The following is an 18,154-nucleotide window of genomic DNA, read 5'->3' as shown; positions in this document are numbered from 1 at the left end:
TTTGTTTTATTCGTCGTCTTCGACGAAGTTTTTGTTTTCGACGCTGGTTTCATCTTCGGGTGGCGGGAAGTAGATAACTGCCGTTTCCTCGATGAAGAAATCTTGCTCCTCGGCCAATTCGCCAAGCAAATAGCTGCGGGTTGCTGGCCGTTGGACGTTGACCCCCAAGAACAGATCGTCGATGCTCAGCTCGAAGCCAGCCCGATCGCCTGGGCGAGGTTGGCCAACTTGCTCCAAGACATAGCCAGCGGTGGTGGCTAAGCGGCGGCGTTCGCCTGGAGTCAGCACTTTCATGTTCTTGAGCCGTGGCAAGCGCTCTTGGCTGGCAATTAAATCGTTGTCAGCATCGCAGTAGAAGGTGTGCTTGACGAAGGCATAACGGCCTTTTTTATCGTCTTGTTGCAGCAACTTCACATCAGCGCCGCTGGTTTCTTCGTATTGCAACGTCCAAACACTTGGATCATCGGTCGCCGAAAGCGTAATCAACGCGCCTGGCACCAAATGTTCCTTGAAGAAATCTTCGAGGCCATGCAACCAACCACCGCGATTGGCAGTTGGGTAGCGCAATTCAGCCAAATAGAAACTATAGTGCTGTGGCGATTCGATCCGCAAGATGGCAGTGCGTTGTTCGGGCAACAATGGTTGTGGCAAGAGTGCCTTCATTGCTGCATCGTAGGGCAACACGCCATATTCCCATTCAAAGAAGCTCAGGAAGCGGCTCATTTGGCGGTTTTGTTTGATATCATCGGGACTGGTTTGCTTCAAGCTATCATCGAAGTGAGGTGTTTCTTCGAGGAAGCTATAAAACTGACCAAGCTCGCTGGTTTTTAAGCGTTTGGTGCCAACTGCTGGCAAGCCCTTGGCGCTCCACAACCGTGCGCCTTGCACCCCAACAAACTCAAAATCTTTTTCGCGATTCAGCCGATAGTTCAAGGCAAAGCGGAAGGTCACATAATCGTTATCGCGGGGATTTCGATAGTAAACATCGCTGAGAATTGAGGTATCGGGCATTGGCTCGCCTTGCTCCACGATATACTCGCGGATGCGGCGCAGATCGCCTTTGCTGAGCGTTGGGATATTTTCTTCAGCAAAATATTCATCACCAAAGGCCACGATGCGGCGCAATGGGTCGTTATCGATAGCTTCGGATAACGCTGCTTGGATTGTGCTGCCATGGGCGGCCAAAATATGTTCGACCGATTGGGCAAAATCGAGTGCTGCACCACCAGGCAAGACCAAGGTGGTCGAATTGGTTGCCACAACCGGAGTTGGGGCTTCAACCACTGCTGCAGGAGCAACCACCACCGGTGCTACGGCAACTGGTTCGACTTCATCCTCGAAGGTTTCGTCAAGCTCAACATCGCTGCTGGGGGAAATAGGCGCAACGTTGATAATTTCACCTTCTTCACCCGTCGTTGGTGAGCGTTGTTGCCAGTAATCCGAGATAAACACTGGCTCAATCGTCGTTAAAGCTGGGCGAGTCCGGGTAATCACTACGCTCAAATCATCGATTGGCAAGGGATTTTCTGGCTCGTGCAGCCGTTTGGCAAAAGTATGGCGTGTATCAATTTGCGGTTCGGTATAGTAGCCGAGGCGGGTAGTGGCATAAACCACACGTTCGCCATCGTCAATCCGCCGAAAAATTTGGCTATTGGCTTCAAGCGCGGCGCTGATGGTTGCTTCTAAAGCGCTTGCATCAAGCCCATCTTGGCTAGCAATAAATGCGGCCAGATTGGCTACGGTTTGGCGAACCGGAACATTTTCGGGAAAAAAGGCACTTTGCAGCATCATCACATTGAAGGCACGCTCGGCCAGCGTTTGCTGCTCGTTGCTGCCACTCCATGTTGGTTGAGCTGGTGCATTGGTTGGGTTACTCATCGCCCTTCCTCCTCAACCACCAGCGAGCGCAAAATTTCGACATATTTCGCGGTGATCGCTTCTAACGTTTGAGGCTGGTTGGATGTCCGCAACCATTGGATCAGACGTTCCAAGCCAGTTTCACCGAGTCGAATTGATTTAACATCAATTGGCATATCGGTCTGTGTTCTCCACCATGCCCCAAATTGCTAGGGCGTGGTTCTAATCAAGAGTCATTACAGTAGGCGCAAATGGCTATGACCCCATCTTGGCGATGCGGTTTTGTCATTATACCATAGAAAATCATATCGACCGGATCGAGCCAACGTTTGGGTACTATGAAATGGCCATGCTGAGCCGATTGAAGCCAACCAACTACTTAATAGGTGCGTATTCCATGGCGAATTCTGATGTTGAGGAAATCGCCATGCAATGCCCGCGTTGTCAGCAAAAAGTTGCGCTGCATATTAATCAATGCCCCAACTGTAAACGAATGCTCAAACCCCTGATTATGCGCCAACACATCGCGTTATCCACGCAGCAACGCCAAGGATTGCGACAAAATATTGTTACCTTATTGGTTGCACTCCTATTTCTCATAGGTATTGTTGTTACGTTCCATGTTGCACTTAAGCAGGTTTCAGGCTTGATTTGGCCCATAATCGGACTCATGATCGCTGTAGTGGGCTTTTATCTCGTGCGATTGCTGCGCGATTGGATCAGTGGTCAGGTGCTGGTGCAAATTGATCAATTGCAAGCATTACAAGAGGTTCGTAGGCGTGGTGGCAGGCGGTTTTATGGCGATTTTAGGGCAATTGGTAGCCAACAATTGCAGCAAACGTCACTACGAACGTGCAATTGAAGGTAATTATTATGTTGTAAACTATAGCCAGCGTAGCAACATCGTCTGGGAATTGGCGCTAGTTACCCGTAAAATTGCTTAGCTCAGGCTACTGTCGCGCACGATCAATTGGGTTGGCATGGTTGTTACAACTGGTGGCATTTGGCCTTCATTAGGATTGATCAATTGCAACAAGGTTTGAACGGCCAAGCGGCCTAATTCACGCAATGGTTGGCGAATCGTGGTCAGTGCTGGTGAAAAATAGGCGGCCTCAGCTAAATCATCAAAGCCGACAACTGCCAAATCTTCGGGCACGCGAATGCCATGACTGCTGGCATAATGCAACGCACCCAAGGCCATTTGATCGTTACAAGCAAATACGGCATCCATCTGTGGGTAGCGTTTGAATAATTCGGCGCAGGCTTGCTCGCCGCTGGCTGCCGACCAATTGCCAATGCCAATTTGCTGTTGGGTTGGCGTAATGCCTGCTGCCGCTAATCCATCGTACCAGCCACTACGGCGTTGGCGGGTTTCGAGCCATTCGATTGGCCCGCAAATCAGGCCAATTTCGCGCCGCCCAATGCTGAGCAGATGCTCAACTGCTTGGCGTGCACCGCCATAATTATCGATGCCAATTGTGGTAAAGCGCTCATTAGGTTGGCTTTTGACAAAAACAATCGGTGGGCAGGTTGCTGGAAGTTGAGCTTGAACCAGCTCGACATTTTCGTTGAGTTCAGCCGCCGCAAAGATAATCCCATCAACATGGCGGGCCATGAGCGCTTCAATAATTGGCACAATGTTGGTCAGATCAAAGCGCGGTAATTCTTTGAGCAACAGGGCATAATTCGAGGCTTCGCTTTCTTCGGCAATTCCATTCAACGTGAGCGACACGCCCATATATTGCAAGCCTGCGGTAATTACCCCCAAGGTAAAGCTTTGCTGTTGCACGAGGCTGCGGGCTAAGGCACTTGGCTGATAGCCCATATCAGCGATGGCTTTTTCAACGGCCTCACGGGTTTGCGGCGAAACATCAGGCCGATTGTTGAGCACCCGCGAAACGGTTTGGGTCGAAACATTACACAGTTTGGCAATATCTTTGATCGTGACTTTTTGTGGACGCTGAATGGTCATGGCGAACTCCCAATAGCATGGTGCATTTCAGATCGCTGGGACGCAAGTCGGTAGTATAGCCGATTTTGTCCCAGCGTTGCTCACGCCAAGTTGCCCTGCTGCTCAAGGCTAGAGGATCGCCAATCCACCACAGTTGGCGATCGTTGCCAAGGTTGTGCAGCGTTGCGACTTGGGTTGCTTGCCGTGGGTTTACAAACCTTTGGCCAAGTGATAGTACAGATCGTTCCAACGAAGTTCTTGTTTGAATTGCTGAACGTTGGTGTTGCGATCAATTTGCAAATATTCCATGCCAGCAATTTCAGCAAAGTCGGCGAGATGTTCGCTGGTCAGATCAAAACTAAAGCCCGTGTGATGCGCTCCGCCTGCGTAGATCCAAGCTGCCGCAGCGGTTTTGAGATCGGGCTGGGGTAGCCACAAGGCGCGGGCAACTGGTAATTTGGGCAAGGGTTGGTCGGTTTCAACTGCATCAACCACGCTATTGATCAAGCGCAAACGATTGCCCATTTCCACGATTGAGGCGTTGACGGCAGGTCCAGTTTTGGCATCAAATACCATACGCACCGGATCAGCCTTGCCACCAATGCCCAAGGGATGCACTTCGAGCCGTGGTTTAGTCGCAGCAATTGATGGACAGATTTCGAGCATATGTGCGCCTAGCACTTTCATGCCGTTGCTGCCAAAGTGATAGGTGTAATCTTCCATGAAAGAAGTGCCACCGTTGAGGCCAGCGCTCATCACCTTCATTGCCCGCACCAGCGCAGCGGTTTTCCAATCGCCCTCGCCAGCAAAGCCATAGCCACGATCCATCAGGCGTTGTGGGCCTAAACCTGGCAATTGCACTAAGCCATGTAAATCTTCAAACGTCGTTGTAAAGCCTTTGAAATTGCCATGCTCAAGGAAATAGCGCAAGCCTAGCTCGATGCGGGCGGCTTCACGTAGCGAGTGATGCTGCTCGCCGCCAGCTTGTAAACCTGCTGCCAATTCGTACTGTTCGGCATATTCTTGCAACGTGCTGTCGATATCGGCATCGCTAACTTCGTTGACAAAGCGCACTAGATCGCCCACGCCATAGCCGCTGACGCTATAGCCAAGCCGCATTTGAGCATTAACTTTATCGCCTTCGGTTACGGCAACTTCACGCATGTTGTCGCCAAAGCGGGCGAAGCGTGCGCCTTGAGCATCGTGCCAAGCAGCGGCGGCGCGAGTCCAGGCAGCAATTCGATCATGCACTTCGCTATCTTGCCAATGACCCACAATCACTTTGCGTTCCAAGCGCATGCGGCTGACAATAAAGCCAAATTCGCGGTCGCCGTGGGCGGCTTGGTTGAGATTCATAAAATCCATGTCGATTTCCGACCATGGAATTTCGCTGTTGAATTGGGTGTGCAAGTGAGCCAATGGTTTTTGCAAGCTGCGTAGGCCGGCAATCCACATTTTGGCTGGCGAGAAGGTATGCATCCACGCGACCAAGCCAATGCAGTTTTTGGCGGCGTTGGCTTCGAGCACCAAATTATAAATTTCGTCGGGCGTTTTAAGCACAGGCTTAAACACCACCCGCACCGGAATTGTGCTACTTTGATCAAGCCCAGCGGCGATAATTTGGGAGTGTTTGGCAACTTGTTCTAAAGTTTCGGGGCCATACAAATGTTGGCTGCCCGTAATAAACCAAACTTCGTATTGTTTCAAGTCAAGCATTGACTGGCCTTTCTGTAATAGTTGGGGTTTGGGGATCGGTTCATTCCCTTACCCCCAATCCCTCTCCCACTGCGGCGGGAGAGGGGAGATCTAATGATCATGATCAAGGGTTTCCCCCTCGCCTGCTGGGCGGGAGAGGGGGCTAGGGGGTGAGGGAACCAAAGTTATCTATAACCCGATCCCCAACAACCGATCCCCAGCTTTATTGACCATACACATGGGTATAGCGATAGTGCAATTTGGCAACGTCTTCGCTAGCGATTTCTTGGGGCTGGCCGATTTGCAAGGCATACCAAGTCGTTCGCGCTACATCTTCGGTCATCACGGCAGCCTTGACGGCGGCTTTGGCCGATTTGCCAATTGTGAAAACGCCATGATTTTGCAGCAACACCGCTGGCGATGTGCCGATATGTTCAACCACCTGCTGGCCAATTTCTTCGCCACCAATCAAGGCAAATCCAGCACATGGAATCGGTCCACCAAATTCATCGGCCATTGCTGTGAGATAAACCGGAATTGATTTGCCGTTAGCCGCAAAAGCCGTGGCGAATGGCGAGTGTGTATGCACAATCCCATTGACATCAGGGCGATGGCGATAAATATACAAATGGCTGGCGGTATCCGATGATGGTTTTAGGTCGCCTTCGATCACATTGCCGTTTAAATCGACGACCACATGATCGGCTGGGCGCAAATCTTCAAACATCACGCCGCTCGGCTTGATTACCACCAAATTGGTTTCAGGATCACGGGCACTGACGTTGCCCGAAGTCCAAGTCACCAAGCCATTTTTGGGCAATTCAAGGTGCAATTTCCAGAGTTCGTGTTTAATTGTTTCTAACATGGTCTCAATTCCAATCTAGCTGCAACTACGCCGTGAGTGCGGCGTGACGGAGCATTCGCAAGCGCTTCATCACATCGTTTTCGCCACGACCAAAGTAGTTGTATAGCACTTTATATTCAGCATAGAGCTGGTCGTAAATTTCAACATTGGCGGGAATGGGCTTGAACGTTTCGGTTTTAAGTCGGCCCATCTGTTTGGCGGCGCTGGCAATATCGGCGTAGCCACCTGCTTCAACGCCAGCAGCAACTGCGCCGTGCATGGCCGAACCAAGCGCTGGGGCTTGTTTGCTGGCAATCACGCTAATTTCATAGTTGGTCACATCAGCGTAAATTTGCATCAGCAGATGATTTTTCTCGGGCAGGCCGCCAGCCGCAATCAATTTGCGAATTGGCACGCCCGATTGATTGAAGGTTTCGATAATTTCGCGTTTGCCATAGGCCGTCGCTTCAAGCAAGGCACGGTAAATTTCGGGTGCGCTGGTGGCCAAGGTCATGCCCAACACCAAGCCGTTGAGTTCAACATCGACCAAAGTTGAGCGATTGCCATTGAACCAATCGAGCGCCAAGAGACCGCTCTCGCCAGGCTGAAGTTTGGCGGCTTCACGTTCGAGCAAGGTGTGAATATTGATGTCTTCGGCCTTAGCTTGCTCAAAATAGTCGCCAGGCACGCCATGCTCAATAAACCAAGCGAAAATATCGCCAACCCCGCTCTGGCCTGCCTCGTAGCCCAGCATGCCTGGCACGATCCCGCCATCAACCACCCCGCACATGCCCTCGACAATTGGCAATTCATCGCGATGTTCGCCGTTCATCACGTCGCAGGTGCTGGTGCCCATAATCATCACCATCGTGCCGATTTCGGTGTTGCCAGTAACTGGCAGGGTGACGTGGGCATCAACATTGGCGACGGCAACTGCTGTGCCTGCCAGTAAGCCCGTCCATTCGGCGGCTTGTTGGCTGAGACCGCCAGCTTTTGCGCCAAGCGGCAAGAGCGTGCGCGACATTTTTTGATCGACGATCTGTTCCATACGTTCGTCGAGTGCTTTGAAAAATTCGTTGGGTGGAAAGCCCTCGGATTTCGACCACATGGCTTTGTAGCCTGCGGTGCATTCATTGCGGGTTTCGACCCCAGTTAATTGCCAAACTACCCAGTCAGTCGCTTCGATCAAACGATCAGCGGCGGCATAGACTTCGGGGGCTTCGTTGAGAATTTGCCAAGCCTTGGGAAAAAACCACTCCGAGCTAATTTTGCCGCCGTAGCGATCAAGAAAGCTATAGCCAAGCTCACGAGCAAGGTGGTTAAGTTGGTTGGCTTCTGGCTGGGCCGCGTGATGTTTCCACAATTTGACCCAGGCATGAGGAGTGTTGCGCCACTCAGGCAGCATACACAATGGCGTGCCATCGGCTTTGGTTGGCAACATCGTACAAGCAGTAAAATCGACCCCAATCCCAATCACATTGGCTGGGTCAACGCCACTTTCTTTGAGAATAGCAGGAATGGTTATTTTGAACACATCGAGATAATCATTGGGGTCTTGTAGTGCCCAATCTGGCTCCAGCCGAATGTTGGTGCCAGGCAGCTTCTCGTCGATCACACCATTGGCATAGGGATAAATTGCCGTGGCGATTTCTTGACCATTGCGCACATCAACGAGCACAGCACGGCCCGACTCGGTGCCGAAATCGACACCGATCGCGTATGTTTGCCGACTCATGGCAACTCCTTTTAGATTGGTAAGGCACTAGCCTAGCGAGGCTAATGCCTTGGCTACCTGCAATTAACCTTTATTTTTGCTGGATACATCGAAGTAGACTGCGACCAACAGCACAGCGCCTTTGATCACTTGTTGCCAATCGACGCTTACCCCAGCGATCGACATACCGTTGTTGAGCACGCCCATCACCAGTGCCCCGATCACCACGCCAAAGACTGTGCCGATGCCACCTGAGGCTGATGCACCACCGATAAAGACTGAGGCGATTACATCAAGCTCAAAGCCTGTGCCTGCCTTGGGTGTGGCCGAGTTCAGACGAGCGGTGAAGATCAACCCACCGATGGCTGCCAAAACCCCCATGTTGATGAAGGTATAGAAGGTTAATCGGTCGGTTGGCACACCAGAGAGCTTAGCGGCTTTTTCGTTGCCACCCAAGGCATAAATCCGTCGCCCAATCACAGTCTTTTTGGTAACAAACATATACAGCGCGATTAAGCCGATCAACACTAGTAAGACATTGGGCAAGCCTTCGTAGGAAGCGAGGATATAGCAGAAGGCTAGAATAATCCCAACAATCAAGGCATTTTTGGCGATAAACAATGGAGTTGACATGACTGGGAAGTTGAACGAGCGGCTATTTTTGCGACCGACTAGATCTAAGTAAACGATGATTGCCGCAAAGGCTAAGCCTACGATCAGTGTCGTGATGTGGAGAGCTGATTCAGCTCCGCCGATTGGGTCGCCGATAAAGCCTGTGCTCATTTCGCGGAAGCTTGAGGGGAAGGGGCCAAGTGATGTACCACCTAACATGACCAAGGTCAAGCCACGAAAAATCAACATGCCCGCGAGGGTCACAATAAAGGCTGGAATTTTGCGAAAGGCCACCCAATAGCCCTGAAACGCGCCAATTGCTGCACCGATGGCGATACAAGCAGCAAAGGCAACAATGATTGGATAATCTTTTTCGACCAGCATATAGCCAGCCACCGCTCCAACGAAGGCTGCCACCGAGCCGACCGAGAGGTCAATATGGCCTGCCACGATGATCAGCAACATCCCCAAGGCCATCACCACGATATAGCTATTTTGCAAAATCACATTGGTGACATTGAGTGGTTGCAGCAGCACCCCATCGGTTTGAAATTGAAAATACAGCACAATGATCACAAGGGCAACCAGCATGCCATATTCGCGCATATTATTTTTGAAGAAATCGACAACGGTGGCGAAATTGAAACCAGCCGCTTTGCTGGATTCGTTGGTTTTTAGTTCAGCGCTCATGGCTGGTTAACCTCCTGCTGCATAATGCATTTCATGATTTTCTCTTGCGAGGCATCAGCAGCAGGCATTTCGCCCACAATCTGGCCTTCATTCATCACATAAATGCGATCACACATGCCGAGAATTTCGGGTAATTCCGAAGAGATCACAATGACGGCTTTGCCTTCTTGCGCCAAGCGATTGATAATCGTGTAGATTTCGTATTTGGCTCCCACATCAATCCCACGGGTTGGCTCATCGAGAATCAGGATATCGGGGCTGGCAAACAGCCATTTGCTTAACACGACTTTTTGCTGATTGCCACCAGAGAGATTAACGGTTTTTTGCAAGACGCTGGAGCTACGAATTGCTAAATCATCACGATATTGATTGGTGACGCGCAACTCTTTTGGCTCGTTGATCACCGAGTTGCGGGCGACGGCTGGTAGATTGGCGAGGGTAATATTATTTTTAATCCCATCGATCAACACCAAACCATAGCTTTTGCGATCTTCGGTGACATAGGCAATGCCATTGCGAATGGCCTTTTGGATCGTGCGAACATCGATCTCACGGCCATTTTTATATACATGGCCACTGATATGCTTACCATAAGCGTGGCCAAAAATACTCATTGCTAATTCGGTGCGGCCCGAACCCATCAGGCCAGCGATCCCGACGATTTCGCCTTTGCGCACAGTAAAGCTGACGTTATCGACAACTTTGCGCTCGGCGTGGAGTGGGTGATAGACATTCCAATCGCGGACTTCAAACATGGTTTCGCCAATCGTGGCCTCGCGCGGCGGGAAACGATGGCTCAAATCGCGGCCAACCATGCCGCGGATAATTCGGTCTTCGCTAATTGGTTCTTTGTGGCAATCGAGCGTTTCGATGGTTGCGCCATCACGGAGCACTGTAATCGCATCAGCAACCTGCGAAACCTCATTCAGTTTGTGCGAAATGAGAATTGATGAAATGCCTTGTTGTTTGAATTGCAGCAGCAAGTCGAGCAAGGCTTCGCTATCGCTTTCGTTTAAGCTAGCAGTTGGTTCATCGAGAATCAGCAGTTTAACTTCTTTAGCAAGCGCTTTGGCAATTTCCACCAGTTGTTGCTTGCCCACGCCCATATCAGTAATTAAGGTATTGGGCGATTCACTCAGCCCCACTTTTTTGAGCAATGCTTGGGTTTTGGCAATCGCCGTATTCCAATTGATCACGCCGCGTGAGGCAGTTTCGTGGCCGAGAAAGATATTTTCGGCAATGGAGAGAAACGGAATCAAGGCCAGTTCTTGGTGAATAATCACGATCCCCAGTTTTTCGCTGGCGCTAATATCGTTAAAACGACATTCTTGGCCCTCGAAAATAATCTCGCCAGTGTAGGTTCCGTGGGGATAGACTCCGCTGAGCACCTTCATCAGGGTTGATTTGCCTGCGCCATTTTCGCCGACCAAGGCATGAATTTCGGCTCGGCGCACTTGTAGGTTGACATCATTCAGCGCTTTGACCCCAGGAAAGGTTTTGGTGATTCCGCGCATTTCAAGTAGTACATCAGACATAACCTGTGCCTCGTTTGCTGAGAAGATGGCCAAGTTGTTCATATGCAAGCAGGTCTGTGCATGAGCCTTGCCCATACACAGACCTTGCTGCCAGAATTATTTGGTTATGTCTTCTTTTTTGTAGTAACCACTGTCGATCAATACTTTTTCCCAGTTGGTTACATCGACGACCACCGGAACCAGCAATTGTGAAGGAACAACTTTGACCCCATTGTCATAGGTTTTGGTATCGTTGACGGCAACTTCTTTGCCTGACAATGATGCTTCGACCATACCTACCACTGATTTAGCAAGCTCGCGGGTATCTTTGAAGATGGTTGAGCTTTGTTCGCCAGCGATAATTGACTTGACTGAGGGCACTTCAGCATCTTGGCCTGAAACGACTGGCATTGGTTTGTCGGCGCTACCGTAGCCAACACCCTTGAGCGATGAGATGATCCCGATGCTGATACCATCGTATGGTGAAAGCACTGCATCAACCCGTTTGTCGCCGTAGAAGGCGCTCAAAATGTTGTCCATGCGTGATTGGGCGGTAGCACCGTCCCAGCGCAGGGTGGCAACTTTATCCATACCAGTTTGGCCGCTACCAACCACCAACTTGCCGCTATCGATGTAAGGTTGCAAGACCGACATAGCGCCATTGTAGAAGAAGAAGGCGTTGTTATCGTCGGATGAGCCACCGAACAACTCGATATTGAATGGGCCTTTGCCTTCTTTCAAACCAAGTTTGGTTTCGATTGATTGGGCTTGCAAGACCCCAACTTGGAAGTTATCGAAGGTGGCGTAGTAGTCAACGTTGGGGGTTTTCTTGATCAAGCGGTCGTAGGCGATAACCAGAATTTTCTTGTCTTTAGCACTTTGCAGAACATCTGAGAGGGTTTCGCCATCGATTGCCGCAATCACCAAAACATTGACCCCTTTGGTGACCATGTTTTCAATTTGTGAAAGTTGGGTTGGGATATCGTCTTCAGCGTATTGAAGGTCGGTTTTGAAGCCTTTTTCTTGGAAATATTTCACCATATTATCGCCGTCGGCAATCCAGCGGGCTGATGATTTGGTGGGCATTGAGATCCCAATGGTGAATTTGCTGTTATCGCTGCTGGCGGTTGTGCCACCAGTGCCGCCATCGGTTGGCGCAGTGGTTGGAGTTGCGGCTTCGCCACAGCTGGCCAAAACCATTGTCATGAGCAACATCAAAACCATCATGAACTTCGCGCGAGGAGACTTCATCGTCATGTCCTTCCTTGGAGTAAGTTTTCGTGGGCGGTGGCTTGGGTTTTGCCACAAATGCTGTTGATGAGCTTAATTGCACACCCAACGAACACAAGTTGCGAACACTGTAGCTTAAGTTTGGAACGGCGAATGGAAGGGAGGGTTTTAGAGGTGGTACCGACCTCGTTATCGATCCCGTTATCGATCCCGTTATCGATAACGGTCGCATTATAACAATCCAGATTAGCGCTGTCAAGCAAGCTTTATCGGTATTTTGAACTATCCCGATCTAGCCCATCTGGGGGGATTCTGCCTGATCGCTGCTGGCTCGCGCAACACGCGATGATTCTAGGCGTACACTATTAATGGAGGAACTGCTAATGAAATGCCCAAATTGTTATAGCAATGTTTCAAATAGCACTGAAAAATGCCCGCGTTGCGATTGGCCATTACGTGCGCCCGCAGCCGCAACTTCCTCAGCCGCCTTTGGTGAATCGCCAACCGCCAATGCTTGGGGTCGCGATCAAACCAATGATGCTGGGGTTTGGGAGCCAACCATGCCTGCTTCGGCAGCGTGGGAGCAACCAACTGCTGAGCCAGCCTCGACCTGGGATCAAGCGCCGCTGCAAAGCGTTGCACCACCACCAAACGCCACCATGATGGGCAACGCCATGCCCACAACGGTGACCTTGACCAGTGGCCAAAAGACCCAATTGCTGTTTGGCGCGTTTTTTCCACTCATCATCTTGGCGATCCCCATTTGGTTTATTGGAGGATCGGGGGGTTCCGAGGAAATTAGCTTTTTTTGGTTTATTTTGGGTCTATTTGGCTTGGTGGTGGGTTGGCAAGCAATTATGAATTTGGCCGATTTTTTCAGTGGCGTGGCCCAAGTCCAAGTTGATCGCTTGACTAAAACCCAAGTTGTTAAAAATAAAAATAGCCGAACCTATTATGGGCATTTCGAACGAATTGGCCGCTTGAATATTGGCCGCGAAAACTACGATGGAGCCTTTCAAGGGGCAATTTACCAAGTGACCTATAGCCCTCGTAGCAAACGGCTGTGGGCGATGCAACAGCTTGGCTAATTCAGCAGAATAGGAATCTCGATGCAATGTCCAGAATGTACTGCACCGATTACAACCACCGCTGGTAATTGTGATAATTGCGGTTTTGTAATCAATCAACAAGCCTTACAGGTAGTAGTTGCTCCGCTAGGTTCTCGGCCATTGACTGCCAAGCAAGCATGGCAATTCTTTTTGGTTGGCTTGGTGCCTTGGTCAATAATGCTCATTTTCTGTTGGTGGTTTTTCAGCTCATATGGCTGGTTGTATTGGCTGCTGATGGCGATTTTTGGCGTGTATCTAGTAGCTAAAATAGGCCGATTAATCTTTGATCTTTGGCGGAGTAAACGCGAAAAGTAAGTTCTAGCATGTGAGAACGATGGAACAGAGTTATGTATTGTCCAAATTGTTATATCAAATTCCCATCAGGTGAAACCCGCTGCCCTAAATGTGGTGGGCCTGGTGTACCAAGAAACACTCAATCACCAAAATCCCAGGTGAACTCAGTTCGTCGTACAACTGTGCCCCTAAACGGCAAACAACGTTGGAGTCTTTTTCTGAGTAGCCTTTTTGGGTTATTACTGCTTGCAATACCAAATATTATTATTTTTGGTATTCTTTTACCAATGCAATTTAATTGGTTAGTATTTACGCTAGGTATTGGTGTTATAATTATTGGTATTTATAAAATCTCTAGTTTGCATGAATTAATTGACGGAAATTCCTATATTAAGTCATTCCAACTCATTAGGGTTGATCGTGTTCAAAATAGCAGAACTTACTACTTTGGTTTCTTTAAAGATCTTGGCTGTGTGACAATTGATGCTGAGATGTTTGATAACGCTAAGTTAGGAGCAATATATCAGATACAGTATAGTCCAAGAAGTAAAATCGTTTGGAGCATGAAAATTGAAGATGAAAAACCAGCTAACATAATTTCTGATATAAAACCAAATCATCAGGAAAATATAAGTGATAAACAAAGAAAAATAACATTTATTCAGCGAAAAGAATTATTATTTATGCTGATGAGACATAGTATTCTTGTTTCTTTGTATCCAATATATGTTATTTTTAATCCAGCTTTAGCGTTATCTGATTTAAATGTATTTATAATTATTATATATATCTTTATTTTTTATAACCTAGGAATGATTGTTCTTGCTCTATTAGATTTGATTTCGAATACGAATGAGCTTGACAATGATCGATTGATTCGGGTGGAATTTACCTATGGCCGAAGAGGGAAACGTTTTTATGCAATATTTGAAGGCAATAATCGCCTGAATATTAATGAGCAACAGTATATAGATCTGGTTGAAAATCAAATATATCAAATTACGTATAGTCGATGGACTAGAAAGTTATGGGAGGCACAATTACTCGATTCTTAAACCTAAATTATTGGTTAAGCTAATTATTGATGCGATGAGCGAAGGAGTAAAATGATGAATTGCCCAAATTGTTATACCAAAATTCCTGATAATCAAGCTACGTGTGAACGCTGTGGCTGGCCGGATTTAGCCGAAAAAACTGAATTAAAGCCTGCAACGCCTCGTTCAAAGCAGGCTCCAAGCATGCCAATGACCGGCAAACAACGCTGGTATCATTTCATCAAAGCCTTGTTTCCATTATTATTTGCCTTAGTGCCAATTATTGGAATCTTTACGCTTGTTTCACCCAAAAATTTTACGTTGATTCCATTGTTGATCGTGATTGGCTTGATTGTTGCTGCTACATATTTTAATAAAGATTTACATGATCTTGTCAATAGTGTTGTGTACGTTGAATCGGACCAATTACTCAAAGTAGATCGGTTTTATGGTCATAAAGGAAGCATCATCTATATGGCTTTTTTTAAGCGTCTTGGTGATTTTCAAGTTGATCAAGAAATATATAATACTGTTGAATTGCAATCATTCTATCGAGTAATGTATAGCCAAAAAAGTAAAAAGCTTTGGAAGGTGAAACTTGAATCGAATCAAGCAGTTCTTGATAATGTATTAAGCGAAAAACAAATATCCTACTCACCAAATGAGGGTGTTCAAGGAGTAGGTCAATTATCACTTAATCAACGTAAAGAAATTATAGTATCGATTGTGAATTTTGTGATTTTTATGATATTAATTTATCTATTTTTAGGTAGTTATATAAAAAGATTATTATGGAATTCTGATAATGCATCTATAGGTATTATAGTATCTTCTGTAATTCTGTTTATATTTCTGAATTTATTTAAAGGAATAGTATTTCAAGTTATCGATTTTATTACAGGAAAGGTTGAATCTACGATCGATACATTTATCGATTTTGATAAGAGACATAGCAATCCTGGAGTTGAATATACGGCGAAATTTCAAAAACTTGGCAAGGTATCAGTTAAGCAACAGCACTATCTTGAGCTGGTCAAAGGCGAGAAGTATCAATTATTCTATAGCCGATGGAGTAAGATAGTGTGGGATGTGCAAAAAATTAACGAAAAATCGGCCTAAAAAACTAAAACCGCCACTCAACTGAGCGGCGGCTTGCGCCAAACTAGCGTCCAGGTAAAGGATCATCCATGGGGACGAGGCGTTGGCGTAGGGCATAAATCGCGGCTTGGGTACGATCCGCTAAGTGCAATTTCGACAAAATGTTGCTGACGTGGGTTTTGACAGTTTTCTCACTGATGATCAGCGAATCGGCAATTTCACGGTTGGAATGACCGCGGGCGATCAGGCGCAAAACATCCATTTCGCGCTCGGTCAGGGCTTCAGCATCGGGGTCGTTGTTGCGCGGCGCAGAGAATTCTTGCATCAATTTGGCGGCCACTTCAGGGTGCAACACCGCCTCGCCGCGTTTGGCGGAACGCACAGCCCGCGCTAATTCCAACGGGCTAACATCTTTTAATAGGTAGGATATTGCCCCTGCTTTGATTGCCGGAAAGACTTTTTCATCATCAGAGAACGAAGTCAGAACAATCACTTGAGTGGTGGGGCTGACGGCCTTGACGCGGCGAGTGGCTTCTACCCCGTCGATTTCAGGCATCACCAAATCCATAATCACCACATCAGGCAACAGTTGCTTAATCTGGCCAACTGCCTCAACCGGCATTCCCGAATCGCCGACAACTTCAATATCATCTTGGAGTTCGAGAAAATCGCGCAAGCCTTGGCGAACAACCAAATGATCATCGACTAAAAAAACGCTAATACTTTCCATAAGAACCTCATTGTGAGTGAATCGCGCTCTATTGATTGTACACGCAATCGGCAAATGAACGCCAACTGCTCACCACTTTTTCACTTCCAAGCGGCCAAAGCTGTGATATGCTCAATACACGTTTGAGAGATTTCGGCCTAGTTTTGAAGGAATGTCCATGAATCGAACACGTTCCGTGATTGTTGGTTTGGTGGTATTGCTGTTGGTAGCGCTTGGTGCTAGCGGTTGGCTCTGGTTTGAACGCGGCACAATTATCTCGCGCGATGCCACGACCCAAGCTGAATTTGGCAAATTAAAAGATCAAATTACTGCTGCTGATGAGGTGCAAGATAAAAACCGTCAGCTGCAAGACCAAGTGAATGATTTACAAGAGCGTTTGAATAACCCACCAACCAGCATTGCTGAGCCGACCAGCCCAGCGCTTGAGCCAACGCCTGAAGCTGGCCCGACTCCGACGGTTGATCCGGCTGCCCCGACCCCAACCGGCCCAGGTGGCGTGGAGCCGCCAGCACAAATTGTTGAAGTGATGAAGCAAATTGAGCAAGAAGTGATCGCGTTGCGTGGTTTGCCAGAAGAACGCCCCGTCACACGACGCATGCTCACCCGCGATGAATTGCGTGATTATATTGTGCGCGAAATGGAAACCGAAAATACTCCCGAAGATTTTCGCCGTGAAACCAGCCAATTGTGGATGCTTGGTTTAGCCGAAAAAGATATTGATTTGCAACAACTCTATATTGATTTGCAAACTGAGCAAATTGGTGGATTTTATGATCCCGAAACTGATACCTTCTATATTATTGCTGAAAACAGTGAATTTCCACCAGCTGATCAAATTACCTATGCCCATGAATTTAATCATAACTTGCAAGATCAATTGATTAATCTGCAAGATGGCCTGAAAGTTGGCGAATTTGATGCTGATCGATCTTTAGCATTTCGTTCGTTGGTTGAAGGCGATGCAACCAAATTAATGAGCGATTGGTTGCAAAACGATCTTATTCCACGCATGTCACCTGCCGAGTTGCAAGAATTATTGCGCACCTTGCAAGAACAACAAGATAGCAGCAGCATTCTTGATCAAGTGCCTGGCGTGTTGCGCGATGGGCTAGTCTTTCCTTATGAAGATGGTTTAGCGTTTGCTGAAGCAGTTTATGCCGAAGGTGGTTGGGAGGCAGTGACTAAGGCGTTGCAAGACCCACCAACCTCGACCGAGCAAATTTTGCACCCTGAAAAATATTTGAGTGCCACCCGCGATAACCCAACCCTGCCCGATCAATTTGATCTGTTGCCAGTGCTCGGTGCTGATTGGACAACCGCTATGACCAATACGGTTGGCGAGTTCGATGTTAAAGCGTTGCTCGAATATACCGCGACTGCTGGCGATATGGAAGCTGCGGCAGCAGGAATTGGCGGCGGTCGCATGACCCTGTATGAACACAACAGCGATTTCACGCCTGTGTTGCAATGGACATTGCGCTGGGATAGCGCCGCCGATGGTGATGAATTTTTGAGCTTATTCAATGGTACGCTTAACCCAAATGGCGATTTGCTGCTACGGGCTGGAGATCCAAACCGAAGTGATGATGATGTCCATGTTGGAGTCAAAGGCAGTGGCCAAGAATTTGTGATTATTTTTAGTTCGAACCAAGATTTGGTGCGCAATGCCTTGAATGCCTTACCCTAAATCTGGTTTGAATCGTTGCTTTCACCAATAAACGTTGGATTTCCCTCACGTTTTTTGCCACTGCTGTGGACGAGGATGTGAGGGTTTTCTGTTCT

The 18,154-nt window shown here is 48.1% G+C and carries 16 protein-coding genes; 6 read left to right on the top strand and 10 right to left on the bottom strand.

Annotation, left to right across the window (positions count from 1 at the left end):
* Positions 1-6: 6 nt before the first annotated feature.
* Together DEF47_RS03145 and DEF47_RS03140 are read right to left on the bottom strand one after the other, a co-directional pair.
* Positions 7-1,878, bottom strand: coding sequence for a hypothetical protein (locus DEF47_RS03145; RefSeq protein WP_012191197.1), 1,872 nt, complete (start codon positions 1,876-1,878; stop codon positions 7-9).
* On the bottom strand, positions 1,875-2,033 hold the full coding sequence (locus tag DEF47_RS03140) for a hypothetical protein (protein WP_164689306.1): 159 nt from the start codon (positions 2,031-2,033) through the stop codon (positions 1,875-1,877). The genes DEF47_RS03145 and DEF47_RS03140 overlap by 4 nt, the downstream gene beginning before the upstream one ends.
* Positions 2,034-2,254: 221 nt before the next feature.
* Here DEF47_RS03140 and DEF47_RS03135 point away from each other — a divergent pair, with 221 nt between their 5' ends.
* Positions 2,255-2,719, top strand: coding sequence for a hypothetical protein (locus DEF47_RS03135; protein WP_041304694.1), 465 nt, complete (start codon positions 2,255-2,257; stop codon positions 2,717-2,719).
* Positions 2,720-2,797: 78 nt separating this feature from the next.
* Here DEF47_RS03135 and DEF47_RS03130 read toward each other — a convergent pair whose 3' ends face one another.
* The 7 genes from DEF47_RS03130 to chvE all read right to left on the bottom strand — a co-directional run bounded on the left by DEF47_RS03130 (position 2,798) and on the right by chvE (position 12,083).
* Positions 2,798-3,829: a LacI family DNA-binding transcriptional regulator gene (locus DEF47_RS03130; protein WP_012191195.1), complete on the bottom strand. Its 1,032-nt coding sequence runs from the start codon at positions 3,827-3,829 to the stop codon at positions 2,798-2,800.
* A gap of 189 nt (positions 3,830-4,018) precedes the next feature.
* Complete coding sequence (gene araA, locus DEF47_RS03125) at positions 4,019-5,524, bottom strand: L-arabinose isomerase (protein WP_012191194.1); 1,506 nt, start codon at positions 5,522-5,524, stop codon at positions 4,019-4,021.
* A 202-nt stretch (positions 5,525-5,726) separates the two neighbouring features.
* The gene (locus tag DEF47_RS03120) at positions 5,727-6,368 is read right to left on the bottom strand and encodes an L-ribulose-5-phosphate 4-epimerase (RefSeq protein ID WP_012191193.1); all 642 of its coding nucleotides are present in this window, start codon (positions 6,366-6,368) and stop codon (positions 5,727-5,729) included.
* 25 nt (positions 6,369-6,393) lie between these two features.
* On the bottom strand, positions 6,394-8,082 hold the full coding sequence (locus DEF47_RS03115) for a ribulokinase (protein WP_012191192.1): 1,689 nt from the start codon (positions 8,080-8,082) through the stop codon (positions 6,394-6,396).
* A gap of 63 nt (positions 8,083-8,145) precedes the next feature.
* The gene (gene mmsB / locus DEF47_RS03110) at positions 8,146-9,363 is read right to left on the bottom strand and encodes a multiple monosaccharide ABC transporter permease (RefSeq protein WP_012191191.1); all 1,218 of its coding nucleotides are present in this window, start codon (positions 9,361-9,363) and stop codon (positions 8,146-8,148) included.
* Positions 9,360-10,898, bottom strand: coding sequence for a multiple monosaccharide ABC transporter ATP-binding protein (mmsA, locus tag DEF47_RS03105; RefSeq protein ID WP_012191190.1), 1,539 nt, complete (start codon positions 10,896-10,898; stop codon positions 9,360-9,362). Before mmsA ends, mmsB begins: the two co-directional genes overlap by 4 nt.
* 96 nt (positions 10,899-10,994) lie before the next feature.
* On the bottom strand, positions 10,995-12,083 hold the full coding sequence (gene chvE, locus DEF47_RS03100; RefSeq protein WP_287044957.1) for a multiple monosaccharide ABC transporter substrate-binding protein: 1,089 nt from the start codon (positions 12,081-12,083) through the stop codon (positions 10,995-10,997).
* A 407-nt stretch (positions 12,084-12,490) separates the two neighbouring features.
* On the opposite strand from chvE, the gene DEF47_RS03095 reads away from it, so the two are divergent.
* Genes DEF47_RS03095 through DEF47_RS03080 form a run of 4 tightly spaced genes read left to right on the top strand, consistent with a single transcriptional unit; the run spans position 12,491 to position 15,663 of the window.
* On the top strand, positions 12,491-13,195 hold the full coding sequence (locus DEF47_RS03095) for a hypothetical protein (protein WP_012191188.1): 705 nt from the start codon (positions 12,491-12,493) through the stop codon (positions 13,193-13,195).
* Positions 13,196-13,216: 21 nt separating this feature from the next.
* Entirely contained in the window at positions 13,217-13,531 is a 315-nt protein-coding gene (locus DEF47_RS03090) for a hypothetical protein (protein WP_012191187.1), read from the top strand.
* 32 nt (positions 13,532-13,563) lie between these two features.
* The gene (locus DEF47_RS03085; RefSeq protein WP_012191186.1) at positions 13,564-14,565 is read left to right on the top strand and encodes a zinc ribbon domain-containing protein; all 1,002 of its coding nucleotides are present in this window, start codon (positions 13,564-13,566) and stop codon (positions 14,563-14,565) included.
* Positions 14,566-14,616: 51 nt separating this feature from the next.
* A complete protein-coding gene (locus tag DEF47_RS03080; RefSeq protein ID WP_012191185.1) occupies positions 14,617-15,663 on the top strand; it encodes a zinc ribbon domain-containing protein in 1,047 nt (348 codons plus the stop codon).
* A gap of 43 nt (positions 15,664-15,706) precedes the next feature.
* Here DEF47_RS03080 and DEF47_RS03075 read toward each other — a convergent pair whose 3' ends face one another.
* Positions 15,707-16,372, bottom strand: coding sequence for a response regulator (locus tag DEF47_RS03075; RefSeq protein WP_012191184.1), 666 nt, complete (start codon positions 16,370-16,372; stop codon positions 15,707-15,709).
* Positions 16,373-16,529: 157 nt separating this feature from the next.
* Here DEF47_RS03075 and DEF47_RS03070 point away from each other — a divergent pair, with 157 nt between their 5' ends.
* Complete coding sequence (locus DEF47_RS03070) at positions 16,530-18,059, top strand: hypothetical protein (RefSeq protein WP_012191183.1); 1,530 nt, start codon at positions 16,530-16,532, stop codon at positions 18,057-18,059.
* The last annotated feature ends 95 nt before the right edge of the window (positions 18,060-18,154 follow it).

The organism is Herpetosiphon sp. (genome assembly GCF_003512625.1).
In the GTDB taxonomy this organism is placed as follows: domain Bacteria; phylum Chloroflexota; class Chloroflexia; order Chloroflexales; family Herpetosiphonaceae; genus Herpetosiphon; species Herpetosiphon aurantiacus.
Note: the sequence above shows the minus strand (reverse complement) of the source record. Positions and strands in the feature narration are given on the sequence as shown.